Here is a 17,877-nt window from a genome sequence, read left to right as displayed (position 1 = left end):
TTCAACAAAGCGTCGTAAATGCACTTTGGGTCATGAACGCACACGCTTTGTGCTACGGTATGATGGTGCTCGATACACACAGAAGATAGCCGCACACAGGTATGGCGGCTATGCATGGGGGAGCGATGATGCTAAAAGGAAGGCAGTGCACAAACTTGCCCATGGTGATAAGCAGGCAAGCAAAAAAAGCCCTATGAAGCTAAGTGGGCTGAGTAGATGTCGAAAAAGAGGTCTACAGAAAAGAGCTGACTGTAGCATGTCTTTAGAAAGGATATAGTCGCATCAGGAGAAGCAAACTCACATCATGAATCGCCTGTAAACGACCGTGGATAGCCAGTTAATCGCGGACACAGCTCACTTAGTTTAGCAACAACGCCTTAGCTGTGAATGAATGCATGATGAATGATACCTCCAAAATTAAGATAGACGAATAATAACCTATACTTATCTAAAAGTCAAGCATTGAGCAGATATTCAGATATTGCGTGGACAGGGCCGTTTGCCCACGCAATATCCCACATGCTCTATTGGCTGTACATGTATGACAATGAAGCTTTGCTATGGCTCCAATTATGTAAAATTCTCACAGAATCGCGAAAGGGGAAAGCTTATGTCCTATTTGCGTGAGAACATAGTGATTGGTTTTACTTTGGCTGTAAATACTGCGGAAAGGAAAAAGGATGCCTCGCCGTGATCGGTTATCTACTCTCCATCGTGCTCGTATGGCCGTCACTATCATTTTTCTCATCACGGGAGCGCTCTTTGGAACATGGGCAGCACGTATTCCCGCTATTAGTGGTCACCTCCACCTCTCTACGGGTGCTTTGGGAATCGCGCTTTCTGGTTTGGAGGCAGGAGCGATTATTGGCCTTCCTCTCGCCGGGGTGCTCACTGCTCACTTTGGAGCGTGCCGTACGGCTCAAGCCGGGCTGTTAATCTATTGTCTCTCTCTACCTCTGGTCGCGCTGGCTCCCACTCTTCCTTTTCTGACAGGGTTGGTGGGGATCTTTGCCATCGGCAACAGTTTTCTCGATGTGGCGATGAATGCTGCGGGAATCGCTGTCGAGCAAAGCTACCCTCGCCCTATCTTCTCGTCTTTTCACGCCTTCTGGAGCATAGGTGGATTGTTGGGTTCGGGGCTGGGTGCAGGCGCCGCAGCTATCGGGATACCAGTACTTCTCCATTTTGGAATCGTTTCTCTCTTCTCTCTTCTTCCGGGCTTACTCGCAACGTTGTGGTTGCTTACCGATTCTGTGCGTTCTCCTCACCTCTTCGCTCTAGCATGGCCAGGAAAACCGCTCCTGGTATTGGGGCTGCTTGCCTTCTGTGCTTTTTTGATAGAAGGAGTTATGAATGGATGGAGCGGCGTGTACCTGCACGACACGGTCAGAACCGATCTGGGTTTTGCTGCTCTAGGCTACACCATTTATACCTGTATGATGACTGCAGGACGCCTTATGGCTGATGCTTTTGTCGCTCGTGTTGGGGCGCGCTGGTTCGTCAGATGTGCTGCATTGTTTGTTATAGGAGGAATGAGCCTGGTATTACTATTTGCTACGGCCCTGATGACTCTGATCGGCTATGGTCTTCTGGGTCTGGGTGTGGCTGGCATTGCTCCTATCGTGCTGCGTGAAGTGGGGCACCGCGGATCAGGTAAACAAGCAGGACCTGCTATTGCTGCTGTTACCACTCTGGGCTACTTCGGGTCTCTCTGTGGTCCAGCTCTTATTGGCTGGCTTGCTCAACTCAGCACCTTGAGATTGGCTCTAGGTTTGATACTGATCTCGTCCTGTTTTATAGCGCTGTTCGCCGGGCAACTTACTGGAGGGCATCTCCATAGAGAGCGGTGATCTCTCCACTTCAAGCGTATTAGTTGAGGTAGGCGGAAGCGCTGTCTCTGTCTACGAAGGCATTTTTTATCTGCCCGCTTCCGTCGAAGAGAGGTAAGCAGGCAGATCGTCACGGCTATCTGGTGGCGCGGTATGCCTGCAGGAGTGTATAGGCATTTTGGAGCTTTTTGAACGACGCCTCGTCACCACCTGTATCTGGATGATAGCTTTTGGCAAGCTGGCGATAACGCTGTTTGAGATCCTCAGACGTGAAGCCTTGCTTCAACTCAAAGATGCGTAGCGCATGCTCCAGGCCAGCTTGCGAGATACGGTATGGCTCTGCTTGAAAGTTGTAGTACTGCTGCTCTGCTCGCAGAGTGGCCTCCTGTAGTAGTGTTTCAAGCGGGGCAGAGAACGTTAACCAGGAAGCAAAGTGCAGCAATAGGTGTTTGTGCAGGCACCAATAGTTCCCTTTGACACTATAACGTTCATCGATCGGATATAGTTCAGCATATTCTGGACGAAGGCGATAGGCATTGATGGCTTTGCGTAAAGCCGCAAAGGCTTCCTTGACGGATTGGCGCACCTTCTGATTACGCGAGTTTATACCATGGTCCTCAATATAAAGCGTATAATAATCGTTTCCCACATCATAGATATTTTTTACACGTAATGGATACATCGGTTACCTTCAACCACAATGCCTCGTGGTTCTTCCCTCTTCTGGTTTGGCGAATGACCTGCGAATAGGAATTATATCACTTTCTCACTTTGAAGAGCTTGTTTGATATCGTTATGCATTGACAAAAGTGAATTTCGCATGTTACATTTGCTTTACATCGTTGTAAAAATCAAAAAAGAATATTTGTAATGTGCACGGAGGATCTATTTTCAGGCAAAGGAGCTGCATATGTCGCGTCTATTTACAATAGCGAAGGCAGCGCTATTGAAACCAGCTTATGGGTATAGTGTTATTCCGCTGGTTGTGCTACTGATTTGCTCACTGTCTGGTAGCGCCCAGGCCAGCGCTACAACGAGTACCGCCTCGCAACCAACGGCTACGCAGGCTGGTGCTACCTATAGCAATCCAATTATTCCTCAGAACCTGGCGGATCCATCTATCATTAAAGGGCTTGATGGATATTATTATGTTATCGCTACCTCGGATCGCTGGCAGGACGGATCTTACCATATCCTGCCCATTCACCGTTCCACTGACCTGGTGCACTGGCAGTTTGTGGGTGACGCCATGGCTTCCCGACCTGATTGGGTAGATCCCAGTGCTGGTCTGTGGGCGCCGGACATCCAGTACTTCAACCATAAATACTACATGTACTATACGGCCTCGGCCACCAAAGCTCTGCCCAAATATGGTACTTCGTCCGGTCCCAGCTCGATAGGCGTGGCGGTGGCTGATAGTCCAGCGGGTCCGTGGCAGGATGTTGGCCCTTCAGCGGGTGGTAGCTATCAGCATGGGCCGATTGTGCCGCCACGATCCTGCGTCTACAATACCGATCCCAATTGCTATTATTGGACCATTGATCCGGCGGTCTTTACCGATCACGATGGTCAGCGCTACATATACTACGGTAGTTACTATGGTGGCACGCTGGTTCAGAAGCTGGCATCTGATGGTCTGCAGGTGACCGGGCCCGCGTACCAGGTAGGACACTGGGATCGTTATGAGGGTACGTACGTCATACGCCACGACGTAAATGGCAAGGCATACTACTATAACTTCTCCTCTTCGGCCAATTGCTGTAATGGTCCTGAGAGTCCCTATAGCGTCGTGGTGAGCCGTGCCACCTCGCCTCTGGGACCGTTTGTCGATCAGAATGGTTTCCCGATGGTGACGCCGACTGGTCAGCCTGTTCCGACACAGCGTCCTTCCACCGATCCAGCTGGAGTCAATAGCGGGGCGCAGGGTGGTGGCTATCCCACGCTCAAGCAGAATGGCAACAAGTGGCGCGGTGTAGGACACAACGCTATTATTACCGACCTTGCCGGACAGGACTGGATCATCTATCATGGTGTCGATGAGAATAACGGCTGGGTTAATGGTTCGAGCATCTCGTTCCGCCAGTTGCTGATGGATCGTATCGACTGGACGGCCGACGGCTGGCCGATCGTTAACGACGGCAAGGGTCCATCGCTCACCAACGTCGCTCCGGTAACCACGCCAACCTTTGGTGACAACTTCAATACCGCCAACAATAGCGATCTGAGCACCAACTGGCAGACGGTGGGCGGAAACTGGCAGGTCGTCAGCGGCGATGTGACCGCTGGTGGCTACGTAGCGCAAAAGAACGCAAATGGCCAGGCACTGCTTGTCAGCCAGAAGACGGTTCCTCAGGGTGGGCGTACCGATTTCAATCTGCGGCTGGAAAAGGCTGGAAGCAACGGGCGCTATGGTGGTTTTGTCTCTTATGTGCAAAAAGGTCAGGGCAACGCCCAGGGGACCTTTATCTCAGCCTTCATTGATCCAACTCACAAGACGTTAGTAACGGCAGCGTACCAGAACGGTCATGTGATCCAGCAGGAGCAATCCACGCCGTTGCCGGCTAGCTTTGATCCTACGGACTGGCACTACCTGACCATCGATGATATGACCAGCCAGCCAGGACAGGTAAGCTTCCGCTTTACGCTCTCGGACTCGCAGCGCGATCCGGTTGCGGTACAGGAGCGAGCGTTCCCAGCTTCTTTCCGCCACAACGACGGCAAGGTTGGCTTTATCACCGAGAATGCTACGGCCGACTTCGACAATATAACGACGGCACCTCTGACGCATCATGTGGCACCGCCACAGCAGGTACCAGCAGCGGGTGCTTCGCTTGCTCAGTACTCCGATGAGTTCAATGGTGCTCTGGGACCGCAATGGTCATGGGTACGTGAAGATCCCACGCGGCATTCGCTGGCGAATGGACAGCTCTCGATCACCGTCAATGGAGATCTCTATCGCAACGCGAATAACGGTACCAATCTGTTGCTAGAGAATGCTCCTGCTGGTAACTATATGATGGAAACGAAGATGACCTTCGATCCAAATACCAACTACCAGCAGGCGGGTCTGCTCGTCTATAGCGATGATGACCACTATATCAAAGTGGGCGCCACGCACCATGAATCGCTGAACAAGGTTATTGCTGGACATGAAAGTCTGGACCCGGCTCCAGGAGATCAAACCAGCTGTGATGTACAGCCGGCACCAGGCAGCAACGTCGCCATCAAGACCTACACGGCTCAGCAGTGTCCATTGGAGGGTGAGAGCTGGGACTACCTCTCGAATCCCAAACCAACCGTGAATGGCAGCACAGCTACCAATCCAACGGTCACTATGTGGCTGCGTGTCTATCGGGCTGGCAACGTCTACACCCCCTATAGCAGTCTGGATGATGTGCATTGGGTGAAGGGAAATTCATGGGATCTGAATCCTGCCTCGGCAGCTTATCCCATTAAGATTGGGCTGTTCGCCTTCTCGGCTGGACCAGTCAATACCATTCCCGCCAAATTTGATTACGTTCACGTCTACAGTCAGCCCTGATCTGTGCGCTAGCTATTAGCAGAAGGAGAGACCGGATTAGTCTGGTCTCTCCTTTTTTATGGACCATGATATATTATCGCTACTACTTAATTTCTTCTGTTCCTGGTGTAGTGGATGACGGCAGCCCGGCAAAATCCAGGGTACTGAAATAATCTGCCAGCGTTTCCGCGCGCCTGATCAACTGCACGTCGCCGTTTTCCTTTAACAGCAACTCGGCCGAGCGCAGCTTCCCATTATAATTGAATCCCATCGCGTGTCCATGGGCGCCGGTATCATGGATGATCAGTGTATCACCAATGCTGACCTCCGGTAAACCTCGATCGATGGCGAATTTGTCAAAGTTCTCGCATAGTGAGCCGACCACATCATAGGTGTGTGTGCGCGGCTGTTTTTCTCGGCCCAGGACGGTAATGTGGTGGTAGGCGCCGTACAGAGCCGGCCGCATCAAATTGGTCATGCAGGCGTCGAGCCCGATATAGTCCTTATAGGTCTCTTTTTTATGCAGCGCCGTGGTGACCAGGTAGCCATGGGGACCAGTGATCAGCCTGCCACACTCCATGACGAGCTTTAATGGGTGCAGACCGTTGTTGACGATCTTGCGCTCATAGAGCCCTTTGAGCTGGCGAGAAAACGCTCCTAGATCGAACTTCTCCTGATCGGGTCGGTAAGGAATGCCGATACCACCGCCCAGATTGGCGAATGAAAAGGTAATGCCCACTTTTCGCGATAGCTCAACGATCAGATCGAACAGCATGCTGGCGGTCTCAATAAAATATTGCGGGTTGAGCTCGTTGGACGCGATCATGGCGTGCAGTCCGAAACGGCGCACTCCCTTCTGCTTCATCAGCGCGTAGGCCTGAAACAGCTGATCGTAGGTCAATCCATATTTAGCATCCTTCGGATTGCCAATGATAGCGTTGCCCTCTCGCTGGGGCCCCGGATTGTAGCGGAAACTGATCAGATTGGGGAGGCCGACATGCCGCTCTAGATACTCAATATGGCTGATGTCGTCTAGATTGATGATGGCGCCCATCTCTTTGGCCTGGCGATATTCCTCAGCCGGAGTTTCATTTGAGGTAAACATAATATCTTCGCCTGTCAGGCCGACGCTTGCGGCCAGCAGCAGTTCCGGTAGCGAACTGCAGTCGGCCCCGAAGCCTTCTTCTTTGATGATTTGCAGGATATAGGGATTGGGGAGCGCCTTCACCGCGAAAAAGTTGATAAAGTTATCGGCCCAGGCGAAGGCCTGCTTGAGGTCACGAATCGACTGGCGAATGCCTCTTTCATCATAAATATGAAATGGAGTTGGATAATTTTCAATAATTTTCTCGAGTTGTGTTGGGGTAAAAGGGATCTGCTTTTCTACCATCTATCCATCCTTAGAACATGTTTTATCTTTAAATAGTATCATGATTTCATCCGCTTTTGGGGAACTCGTGTGCACGACGGATGCTGGAGAAGAAGACCCAGAAGAGCGCGAGGAGCATACCCAGACCACTGATCAGGAGGGTTATACGCAGACCCAACCTGTCACCAAGTAGACCGCCGATGAGTGCCCCCAGGGGGATGATGCTAAAGACGAGGAAGCGACGGCTGGCATTGACGCGTCCCAGCAGATGGGCGGGTGTCATGACCTGACGCAAGCTGAGTTGCGGAATGCTATAGAATGGAACTCCCAGGCTGAAAAGCGCCTGCCCACCGATCAATAGTGCCAGGATCAGTGGTAGAGAGCCACCTGTCAGCGCTATCACTATCGCTCCCAGTGCTGTCAGGCTCTGGCCCAATAGAATCGTCGGCCCAGGACCTCTGCGCTGTACTGTGCGACTGACCAGCAGGGTACCTAACAAGCCAGCGATGCCACTGGTGCTCAAAACCAGACCCACCTGAAAGGCGGTCAGCTTTAAATCCTGTACCACGAAGAGCAAGAAGATTGTCTGTTGAATGCTGAGAGAGAGCGCGCCCAGTACGGACAGGATCGTCATGTCGCGCAGGATGGGGGTAGCCCAGAGAGCCTGTATCCCCTCGCCAATCTCCAGCCAGATCGAACGGCGCACGGGCCGACATTGCAACTCTTCTTCTGGTGCGTGGATTAGCAGCAGTGAGATAACCGAGGCCAGATACGAGATAGCATCGATCACGATCGCTATCGGTGCAGTGAGGAGTCCGATGAGCGCACCAGCCGCGCCTGGACCAACGATGGCGATAAGCGCATCGCTTTGCTGCGTTTTGCTATTACCATCCATCAACTGCTCACGTGTTACCAGTGAAGGCAAAAACGAGGTAATAGAGAGATCAAACAGCAGTGTCAGCACTCCTATCAGCAGGCCAATCATATACAGGTATTCGATGCGCAACAGGCCCAGCCACGCAATCAGCGGGATCGAACTCAGCAGCAGCAAACGTCCCGTATCAGCCAGAATCAGCAACATACGACGTCGCATGCGGTCTACCCAGACGCCAAAAAAAAGACTCAAAAGTGCTGGCAGACTGAGCGCGGCACGCAGGATGCCCATCTGGTCTGAAGTCGCGTGCAATATGACAATAGCCGTCAACGGTAGAGCCAGGGCCGTGATGGCGGACCCGAAGCTAGAGATAGTTTGTCCAATCCATAATTTAAGGAAATTGCTGTGCCGCCAGAGACTTTTAGGGATCGTTGATACTTCCATATGTCTTCTCTCTCTAAATAGCCCTTGCCCGATAAATGTTCTCAAGAGACTCGTTGGATGATAGATTTGCTTAGTGTGGGCCTTACTACCATCACCCTGGAGGCACGTGAGCGCCCCCATACGCGCGTCTGCTGCGCAGCCGCGCTGGTTTTTGTGTTGGTGCATGCGGGGCGCATCCGCGCCCCGCATGCACCAACACAAAACGGACTCGTGGGCCACCGCATGCGCCAACACAAAACGGACTCGTGGGCCACCGCATGCGCCAACACAAAACGGACTCGTGGGCCACCGCATGCACCAACACAAAACGGACTCGTGGGCCACCGCATGCGCCAACACAAAACGGACTCGTGGGCCACCGCATGCGCCAACACAAAACGGACTCGTGGGCCACCGCATGCACCAACACAAAACGGACTCGTGGGCCACCGCATGCGCCAACACAAAACGGACTCGTGGGCCACCGCATGCGCCAACACAAAACGGACTCGTGGGCCACCGCATGCGCCAACACAAAACGGACTCGTGGGCCACCGCATGCGCCAACACAAAACGGACTCGTGGGCCACCGCATGCACCAACACAAAACGGACTCGTGGGCCACCGCATGCGCCAACACAAAACGGACTCGTGGGCCACCGCATGCGCCAACACAAAACGGACTCGTGGGCCACCGCATGCACCAACACAAAACGGACTCGTGGGCCACCGCATGCACCAACACAAAACGGACTCGTGGGCCACCGCATGCGCCAACACAAAACGGACTCGTGGGCCACCGCATGCACCAACACAAAACGGATTCGGGAGCCACCGCATGCGCCAACACAAAACGGATTCGGGAGCCACTCAGGTGTGAATGTTCCTGCAGGCAGCAGTCGATGAGCATGAGAGTAAGATACATTCTTAGAGATAGAAAAATACCACTGTTGCTGAGCAATTGCTATGGTCTTTCTGGTTCGAGCAGCACCACCGGAATCTTACGCTCGGTCTTTTTCTGGTAGTCATCGTAGCCAGAGTACATGGCTGTCATGCGAGACCAGAGGCGTTTATATTCTTCCTCATCGGTGACGGTGCTGGCCCGAGTGGTGATGGTGCGCCCATGATCCTCAACGATTACGCGTGGATTAGCCTGCAGGTTACGATACCAGTCAGGATGTGTAGAGGAGCCGCCATAGGAGGCAATAAAGACATAGTTGCCATTGTCCTGTATACCGTACAGCGCCCTGGTACGTGGTTTTTCGCTCTTGCGCCCGATGGTCGTGATCAGGATTGTGCGTTTACTCATGAAGCGGCCTCTGGTCAGGCGATACAGGGCGATATGTAGCTGCACAAAGCCTTTCCAGAGCATTTCAATCAAGGGATTCATTTTCATACGTTGAAATATCCTTCGATGCTATATTTGAGACCATGTATTGATGAGTGCCTGTTATCTTATTCTACCATTTTCGCGTGGTTTTAAGCACAGGTCGCTGCTTGATAATCGCGGGTGTTTTCTCTTTAGCGTCTCTGAATTTAACGTAGGAATCTAGCTTTCAGGGACGCGCTGCTCACATTTTAGGGCATATACCATTTGTGTCATAATGGGGAAGGAGTGATCATACAAGCTGAGTCGTGAAGGGTGAAGAGGAGGTATCATGATGAAGCAATTTCGTGATCGCAAAGACGCCGGTCAGCAATTAGCCGCGCAATTGCTGGCATATCGCGATCGTCCGGATGTGCTGGTGCTGGCATTACCTCGAGGTGGTGTACCCGTCGCCTTTGAGGTGGCTCATCAACTACACGCGCCTCTGGATGTGATGATCGTACGCAAACTGGGCGTGCCCGGTCAGGAAGAACTGGCGATGGGTGCGATAGCTTCCGGCGGCGTACGCATCCTCAATAAACAGGTTGTCAACACTTTGAAGATTCCGAACGCTATTATTGATCAGGTGACGGTGCGCGAACAGCAGGAATTGGAGCGGCGCGAGCAACTCTATCGCGGCAACCGTCCGCCCTATGACGTACGTAGGCGCACTGTTGTGCTGGTAGATGATGGGATGGCGACAGGCGCTAGTATGCGGGCCGCCGTCGCCGCCGTCCAACGACTGCAGGCCGCCCGCTCTATTATCGCCGTCCCGGTTGCCGCCATTACTACCTGCGATGAATTGACGGCCCAGGGCAACGAGGTCGTCTGCCCCATGAAACTTGATATACTCTACTCTGTTGGCAGCTGGTATGGACATTTTGATCAGACCAGCGACAAAGAGGTACGCACCCTGCTTGAACAGGCCAGCCATGAGCAGCCGGGAGTTGGCTGAGATGGTCGTGTGGAATATAAGCGCGAGGTTATCATGCCGACGATCTCCTTTACCGGATTGTTGATTGTTGTCGCGGTGGCCTTTCTGGCGCCACTGCTGTTAGGCCTTTCTCCCTTACGCCGCCTGCCAGCAGTGGTGCTGGAGATATTGGGTGGCATCATTATTGGTCCCTCTGTACTGAGGTGGGTGAGAGTTGATCAGCCAATCTCGATTCTCGCCCTGTTAGGATTAGCTTTTCTGCTGTTTCTGGCTGGCCTGGAAGTCGAACTGGAGCGTTTAAGGGGTCGCTTATTGACGTATGTGGCGCTGGCCTTTCTGATCTCGTTGGGTCTGGCCTTGCTCGCGGGCTATGCCTTTTACGTGGCCGGGCAGGTGGTCTCACCGTTACTTATCGCTATTATCCTGGTCGCGACCGCGCTGGGCATCGTTGTGCCGATCCTGAAAGATGCTGGTGAGAGCGAGACCGGTTTTGGTCAACTGGTCATTGCGGGCGCGATGTTCGCCGAGTTTGGCTCGATTATTCTGCTTTCTCTTTTCTTTTCACATGAGGCTACCAGCACAGGTGCGAAGTTTGTGTTGCTGGGAGGCTTCGTACTGGTGGCTATCATGTGCGTTTTTGTCGTGTTGCGCGTTGAAAGATCACCACGCCTCGCTGCCGTGTTGGTACGCTTGCAAGATACCACGGCCCAGATCCGTGTGCGCGGAGCCTTTGCCTTACTGGTTGCCTTCGCCGCGCTGTCAGAGGTACTGGGGCTGGAAACCATTCTGGGCGCGTTTATCGCCGGGGTCATCCTCCGGCAGATCGATGGCGATCGCATGCTAACCCACCCACACTTTCGGCAGAAGCTCGAAGCCATTGGCTTTGGAGTCTTTATCCCCACCTTCTTTATCACCAGCGGCATACAATTTGATCTGAAAGCCTTGCTCGCCAGCACGGATACCATTCTGCGCGTGCCACTATTCCTGCTGGCCCTGCTCCTCATTCGCGGCCTGCCAGCGCTGCTCTATCGCCCGCTGGTTGGCCCGCCGCGCTCTATCGTCGCGGGTTTGCTGCAGGCCACCTCGCTGTCGTTTATCGTCGCCGCCTCGCAGATCGGTCTGGACCTGGGTCTGCTCACGAAAGCGAACGTCGCCGCTCTGATCGCCGCCGGAGTACTTTCTGTGATTATCTTTCCGATAATCGCTCTGACCCTCTTGCGGCAGCGCGCGCCCGAACTCAATCCGGTATGATAAAGGAAGAGCGTTAGTAACAAGCTCTTCCTTTAGTGTGCTCTCAGGAAAAAATATTATCTTTGGTGGAACGTAAGCGCCTGGCACCTACGGTTCTGGAATTATGCCTGCGCGGTGCTTTTGACGTGTGGGAACTCGGCAATACGCAGGCGGGCGCAGCCGTATGGGATAAGCATGATCGCTTCTGGTGTGCTATCCGCCGGCAGTCTTGCATCTGATGGCACGGGACCGGCGGAGTTCTGCACCAGCGACCATTCTGGTAGCTTGTATCCGCTGGTACGGATACGGACCGCCGTTTGCTCGTGCCCGAATGGCGGCATTGTTAAGGGACCACGCTCAACACGATAGAGATCCGCAGGACTCTGGTCGGTTGGTGTGGATAGGCCGTAATTCCACGTGGTCATCGGGCGTACTTCCCAATCGCCAAAGCCGGGAGTATCTGGCAGGCGCGTCCATTCCTCTCCAATGCGTAGTGCGAAGACCAGTGGGCCTAGCGCGACGCCGATTGCATCCCGGGGGCGAGGGATCTCCCGCACCTCCATTGGGAGATGTAGTTCGACGCGATCTCCGCTCTGCCAGGTGCGCTGAAGAGAGATAAAGCCCTGCTCCGCCTCCTGCCCGACGATGCCGATCTGCTGGCCGTTGATTGTAACGCTTGCATTTTTACACCAGCCTGGTATGCGTAGTCGCATGGGGAATGTTGCGGATTGACTGAGCTGCAGCGAAAAACGGACCGTTTCTTCAAATGGGTAGCTAGTGGTTTCTTCTAATGTGACCTCGGTTCCGTTTGCCAGTCGCGTCTGAAGCGTGCAGGGAGCGTAAGCGATAGCGGCCAGGCCATCGCCATCCGTCCCCATCCAGAGCGATTGTACCAGTTTTGGCCAGCCCTGATGCATATTGGCGGTACAGCAGCCAAAGTGGGGAGCCAGCCCAAAGATATTGGAATCATCGCCGTTCAGGGTCCAGTTGCGTTTGGCGATCGTACAGGTCACCTGGTTGGGCTGTTGGTCATACTGATGGGCGCGCATATCCGCTGTGATGGTTGTGGGCAGCGCATTGTAGGCCAGCGACTCCAACTGATCGGCGAACTGTCCCGCACCAAACATGCAGATCAGCTGTTCGAGGCTAAACATAAATTCGACAATGGCGCACAGCTCGACACCCTGGGTCGGGTCTGTACCTGCCAGGTGTTCGTCGCCTGAGAATGCTCCCTGTACCTGCCCGTGATAGCGCATCAGCGTCGCGATGGCTTCTTTAGCGGCCTGTAGATGCTGGTGCCGATTATTTCTATCGCGCATGGCATGGAACGCGAAGGCTTTCAATCCCATAGCGACGTTCACGACATGGGTGAGACGATTGTTGTCACCCGTCGGCTGCCGCTCCTTGTAGGCGAAGTTCTCAAAGTAGTCCGCCCAGGACAGCGTTTGCTTTTCAAGTAGCGCGACCAGTTCGAGCAAGAAAGGTTCATGGGTTTGCGCATAGAGCCAGTAAACGCAGAGCACGTTATCGTAGCCACGCTGGATCGCCCAATCCCGCAATGGCTGTTGTGTCAGGTGGGCTAGCTGGTAGCGAAAATAGCGCGTCATAAAGTCGGGGATACGCGGGTCTTGCGTCGCTTCATAGTACTGAATCAGTGCTTTCAGCATCACCATGCGTGGCCACCAATCCTGGTTGCTGCGCGGACCAAACTGTCCATCCTCTCCTTGACTATTCAACGCGTGCTCAACCCACTGTTGGGCCTTTTTGATCAGGCGTTCATCTTGCAGGAGGTAGGCCAGTGGGATGAGCCCATCGCAATAGTATGGTCCACGTTCCCATCCCTCGCCAGTTCCACCCAGCCACTCACTATTAGGACCGACATCGGGCCAGATCTCATCTAGATGTCCAGTCAGTCCCTGCGCCTGCAACTGCAACTGCTCATACAGCCAGCCAGCCGGCCGAATCGCGCCTGTTGGCAACATGTGAAAGAAGCTTTTCGCTGGTTCCTGAAAAGATACATTACTGGAGTTCAATGATTGCTTCCCATCCTTTTCACCCGTTTTTCTGTTACTTTTACAGATCCCTGACTTGAACCTGAGCATAACGGCGCAGGATCTCTTCATTGAGCTGCACTCCCAGACCCGGTGCCTGGGGTACGCGTACGGTGCCGTCCTTCTCTAGCTGGAAAGGTTTCGTGAGCAGGTCACGGGCGATCGAGCTCTCGCTGACCGTGAACTCTGCTGGCTTTCCATGTGGCATACTGGCGACGTAGTACAGGGAAGCTGCCACCAGGATACCGGTTGAGAATGCGTGTGGGATGCAGAGGACATTGTGGTCATAGGCGTACTGGGCCAGCCGTACAGTGGGCGTTAGTCCACCGGAGCGTGCGAGGTCGGGCTGCACCACATTCACGTGCCCCTTTTCAATGAGATTGATAAAGCCCTGGTAGGTCGTCTCCTGTTCTCCAGCGGCGATGCGCACATCGACGCGATCCGCCAGCCTGGCATAGCCGGCCAGGTCATCGGGTGGCAGTGGTCCCTCAAGCCAGAAGAGGTCAAATGGCTCAAAGCGGCGTGCCATCTTGATCGCCTGGGTGGAATCCCAGACCAGGCCGATATCGAGCATGAGATCACGTGATCCGGCGGCTTCACGTGCCGCCTGTACCAGGGCAACGTCCAGGTCATCTGAAACGCGTCCTAACGGTCCCCAGCCCAGTTTGATCGCGGTATATCCCTGCGCCACCAGCTGACCGACCTGCTCATGTACTTCCTCGGGCGTCTCTGGCATGATCATACTGACATAGACGCGAACGCGGTCACGATAGGAGCCATCAAGAAACTTTGAGACAGGCTGACCCGCCGCCTGTCCAACGATATCCCAGAGTGCCATATCCACACCAGCGATAGCCTGTAGGGCAGTTCCTGAGCGTCCAAAGTAGATGGTGCCCTCAACCATCTTATGCCAGAGCATCTGCACATCAAACGGATCCTGTCCGATCAAGATCGTACGCAGGCCACGCGCCAGCATGTGACTGGCAGGAGCATCGACGATAGCTTTCGCCACTGTCGGGGACGAATCAGCCTCCCCCAGGCCAATCAGCCCCACGTCGGTATGGACGCGGATAATCAAGGCATCCTGAGTTCCGTCACAGCGGACATCATCTACATCCGGCAAGCGCAGAGGAATCGCTTCTATATCGGCAATTTTCACTGATATCCTTCTCCATGAATGGCTAGGCATCATCATGGCGCCAGTGCCAGCTGTCGCTGCCAGAGATCAAGGGGCGGATGTCTGCGGGTAAGGTGGCTACGAAATCTGGACTGATTTCATTGCCGGGCCACTCGCGCATCATGGGCGGTGTATAGCCACTGATCAATACCACGCGTTCCCGATCGCTGCGTACAGCGGTAGTGCTATGGACCAGCGATTCCGCGAACAAAAGGACGGAACCCGCTTTTGCCTCGACCTGATAGATGAGCGATTCGTCTGATAAAGCGGCGTCGATGATGTCGCGCTCTTTCCAGCCCAGGCGGTGGCTGCCGGGGATAACGGCGGTACCTCCGTCATCGGGCCCTACATTCGTCAGGTATGCCAGCGTCTTTACAAAGAGACAGTGGAAGTGCTGATTCGACATATAGGTGCCCCAGCCGTGGCGCGTGCCAGTATGAAAACCGGTGGGCAGGGTGCGTCGATACGCATCGGTAGCAGGAATAAGTTGGGGATCGCGTCGATTGATGATAGCTTCCGACTCCTCCAGGCGAATTGCTCCACCGACGATCTCTTTTACCAGAGGAGTCAGGCGCGGATGGCTGGCATATTCGAGGAGTGCCTGATCATATTCGACCACGTGACCGACATGAAACATATGCTCGCCCCGCTTGTTGACGTATACGCGGTGGGCATCCAGGTCCGGTTCCGCCTTGAGACGATAGAGGGCCTGCTTCATACGCTCTACCTCGTCGGAGGTCAAGACGTTCTCGAGCAGTACATATCCATACACATCAAAGTGGAGGCGCTGGGCAGGCGTGAGGTGTATGTTTTCCGCCTTTCCATTGGGCGTGTGTATGTCCTGGCTCATCCTTGAGTTCATCATCAGGGTCTCCCTTCTCTTTAGATATTGTATTCAGGCTTTGGCGCTGGAAAGCACCTGTTGTAGCGAGCTGACCTCTTTACGGCTAGTCTGCATATGCAGGCGCATAGCCTCACGCGTAGCCTCACGATCACCGGACGCAACCGCATCACGAATGCGGCGATGCTCTTCCACGGCGCGAGATGTTGCCTCCGCGAGGCGTGTCCCACGCAGCATGAGGGTCTGGATCGGTCCTAGCAGCGGCTCCAGGACAAGTGCCATGACTGGATTATTGGCGCTGGTGGCCAGCGCACGGTGAAATCCCATGTCTGCGGCGCTGTGGGCGACAGGATCATGTTGAGAAGACTCCATGCGATCTAGAATTGTATCGAGCGTTTGCAGATCGGACGCTGTACGGCGCGTAGCCGCCAGACCACTGATCTCAATCTCCAGTACCGCTCGCGTCTCCACTACATGTAACAGATCGGCTTGCCCAGCGCGAATCAGGGTTGCGATAGGTTCGGCGACTCGCCACTGATCAGGTGTAGTCACAAATGAGCCAGATCCATGCCGTATCTCCACTAGCCCATTGACGCTCAATGTTTTGAGTGCTTCGCGAATTACCACAGAGCTAACATCAAATTGTTCAGCCAGCTTGCGCTCGGATGGTAATGCTTGCCCAGCACAGATTTCCCCTTCAATAATCATTTCACGCAGATGTTGAGCAACCTGATCGCTCAAACGTTGTCTGGCTATTTCAACCACAGTTGTCCTCTTTCTTAAAGTGATGTGGTCATTACATCACTTTCAAAGTATAAGGATGATATTGACCATTGTCAATGCCGCTGTGATGATCAGCGTGCCAGTTGAGCAGTAAAGCGTTCTAACTTAGAAATTCTCTATGTACGCACTGGAACTTTTTAGCATTATATGTTATTATTTAGGTAATTACATAATGATATGCTAAATTTTTAAGTAAAGCTTTATTATTCTAAAATATATCTTCTGCTCATTTTAAAATCCACATTCGCCCTTATATAATCACATACCTGTATTGCCGTTCTGTTTTCGCATTTTTTATGTTGTGGGAAGGGGTATTTGTATGGCAAGGACCAATGGAGTACGTGTCGCGATCGTCGGTCTGGGGTTTGGGGAAGAGTTTGTTCCACTATATCTGCGACATCCTGATATTGACTACGTGGCAATCTGTGATGCGAACGAGGCCAGGGTGGCGGAGGTCGGGGATAAATTTGGTGTCGCGCGTCGCCATACGCACATTGAAGATGTCCTAGCCGGCGATGAGTATGACGCCGTCCACGTGCTTACGCCGGTCTCATTTCACGCTGAACATGTATGCGCCGTTCTCGCGTCTGGCAAGCACTGTGCCAGCGCGGTCCCCATGGCGACTACTATTGAAGATGTGGAGCGCATTATCGCGGCCCAGCAGCGGGCACAGAAGAATTACATGATGATGGAGACTTCTGTCTATACACGTGAGTTTCTCTATGTCAAACATTTGCGCGATGAAGGAACGCTGGGTCCACTTACATTTCTGCGCGGTGCGCATATACAAGACCTGGAGGGATATCCTTCATACTGGCGGGGATATCCACCGATGCACTATATCACGCATGCACTCTCTCCACTATTGGCACTGGCCGAAACACATGCTAGCAAGGTTCATTGCCTGGGTTCCGGTGAATTACGTCCTGATCTGCGCGGGCGATTCCCCAATACATTTCCCCTGGAAACGGCCCTCTTTCGCCTGTACCAATCGCCGCTGGCGGCAGAAGTTACGATGTCCTTTTTCCAGACCGCGCGCAGTTATATGGAAAGCTTTGCTGTCTATGGAGAGCGGCAGGGCTTTGAGTGGGAGCAACTCGATCACGAAGGCTCAGTTCTCTTCACCCTGCAGCCTCTCCAGCCAGGACGCCATGGGCGTACCGCTAGCTCGACCCGTGTCCACACTCCCGATTTTGCTGAGCACCTGCCGCGCGAGATTGCGCGTTTTACGCGAGCGGTCCCCTATGATGAAAGCGATGCGCAGCGCTCGTTTCGTTTTGGAGGCGGTCATGGCGGCTCGCATCCCCACCTGGTACATGAATTTGTACGCAGCATCGTCGAAGGGCGCCCCCCCGCTGTTGATGCCACCACCGCTGCTAATTGGACAGTTCCGGGCATCTGTGCTCATGCATCGGCCCTGCGTGATGGGGAATTAATAACTATTCCTGCATTCGCATAATCCACGCCATAAAAATAAAAT

At 53.6% G+C, this 17,877-nt stretch carries 13 protein-coding genes; 5 read left to right on the top strand and 8 right to left on the bottom strand.

What is annotated here, in order from left to right:
• The first annotated feature begins 680 nt into the window (after positions 1 to 680).
• Positions 681 to 1,850, top strand: a complete 1,170-nt coding sequence (locus AABA21_RS01220) for an MFS transporter (protein ID WP_338246996.1) — start codon at positions 681 to 683, stop codon at positions 1,848 to 1,850.
• A gap of 115 nt (positions 1,851 to 1,965) precedes the next feature.
• On the opposite strand, the gene AABA21_RS01215 is transcribed toward AABA21_RS01220, so the two are convergent.
• Positions 1,966 to 2,511: a J domain-containing protein gene (locus tag AABA21_RS01215; RefSeq protein ID WP_338246994.1), complete on the bottom strand. Its 546-nt coding sequence runs from the start codon at positions 2,509 to 2,511 to the stop codon at positions 1,966 to 1,968.
• 228 nt (positions 2,512 to 2,739) lie between these two features.
• On the opposite strand from AABA21_RS01215, the gene AABA21_RS01210 reads away from it, so the two are divergent.
• Positions 2,740 to 5,370, top strand: a complete 2,631-nt coding sequence (locus AABA21_RS01210) for a family 43 glycosylhydrolase (RefSeq protein WP_338246992.1) — start codon at positions 2,740 to 2,742, stop codon at positions 5,368 to 5,370.
• Positions 5,371 to 5,452: 82 nt separating this feature from the next.
• Here AABA21_RS01210 and lysA read toward each other — a convergent pair whose 3' ends face one another.
• From lysA to AABA21_RS01195, 3 genes are all read right to left on the bottom strand, one after another.
• A complete protein-coding gene (lysA, locus tag AABA21_RS01205; RefSeq protein ID WP_338246990.1) occupies positions 5,453 to 6,739 on the bottom strand; it encodes a diaminopimelate decarboxylase in 1,287 nt (428 codons plus the stop codon).
• Positions 6,740 to 6,785: 46 nt separating this feature from the next.
• Positions 6,786 to 8,036, bottom strand: a complete 1,251-nt coding sequence (locus tag AABA21_RS01200) for an MFS transporter (protein ID WP_338246988.1) — start codon at positions 8,034 to 8,036, stop codon at positions 6,786 to 6,788.
• A gap of 943 nt (positions 8,037 to 8,979) precedes the next feature.
• Positions 8,980 to 9,411, bottom strand: coding sequence for a nitroreductase family deazaflavin-dependent oxidoreductase (locus AABA21_RS01195; protein ID WP_338246986.1), 432 nt, complete (start codon positions 9,409 to 9,411; stop codon positions 8,980 to 8,982).
• 262 nt (positions 9,412 to 9,673) lie between these two features.
• Between AABA21_RS01195 and AABA21_RS01190 the strand changes: the two genes are divergently transcribed.
• A complete protein-coding gene (locus AABA21_RS01190) occupies positions 9,674 to 10,336 on the top strand; it encodes a phosphoribosyltransferase (RefSeq protein WP_338246984.1) in 663 nt (220 codons plus the stop codon).
• A gap of 9 nt (positions 10,337 to 10,345) precedes the next feature.
• Positions 10,346 to 11,566, top strand: a complete 1,221-nt coding sequence (locus AABA21_RS01185) for a cation:proton antiporter (RefSeq protein ID WP_338246982.1) — start codon at positions 10,346 to 10,348, stop codon at positions 11,564 to 11,566.
• 101 nt (positions 11,567 to 11,667) lie between these two features.
• Here the strand turns inward: AABA21_RS01185 and AABA21_RS01180 are convergent, their stop codons facing one another.
• From AABA21_RS01180 to AABA21_RS01165, 4 genes are all read right to left on the bottom strand, one after another.
• A complete protein-coding gene (locus AABA21_RS01180) occupies positions 11,668 to 13,527 on the bottom strand; it encodes a beta-L-arabinofuranosidase domain-containing protein (protein ID WP_338246980.1) in 1,860 nt (619 codons plus the stop codon).
• Positions 13,528 to 13,618: 91 nt separating this feature from the next.
• Positions 13,619 to 14,755 carry a mandelate racemase/muconate lactonizing enzyme family protein gene (locus AABA21_RS01175; protein ID WP_338246978.1) on the bottom strand — a complete coding sequence of 379 codons (1,137 nt, stop codon included), beginning with the start codon at positions 14,753 to 14,755 and terminating at the stop codon, positions 13,619 to 13,621.
• 22 nt (positions 14,756 to 14,777) lie between these two features.
• A complete protein-coding gene (locus AABA21_RS01170) occupies positions 14,778 to 15,638 on the bottom strand; it encodes a phytanoyl-CoA dioxygenase family protein (RefSeq protein WP_338246976.1) in 861 nt (286 codons plus the stop codon).
• A gap of 30 nt (positions 15,639 to 15,668) precedes the next feature.
• Entirely contained in the window at positions 15,669 to 16,379 is a 711-nt protein-coding gene (locus AABA21_RS01165; protein WP_338246974.1) for a FadR/GntR family transcriptional regulator, read from the bottom strand.
• Positions 16,380 to 16,716: 337 nt separating this feature from the next.
• Here AABA21_RS01165 and AABA21_RS01160 point away from each other — a divergent pair, with 337 nt between their 5' ends.
• Entirely contained in the window at positions 16,717 to 17,856 is a 1,140-nt protein-coding gene (locus AABA21_RS01160) for a Gfo/Idh/MocA family protein (protein WP_338246972.1), read from the top strand.
• Positions 17,857 to 17,877: the final 21 nt, after the last annotated feature.

This window comes from Dictyobacter halimunensis, assembly GCF_036245075.1.
The sequence above is the reverse complement of the archived record's forward strand: the minus strand, read 5'-3'. Positions and strand labels throughout refer to the sequence as shown.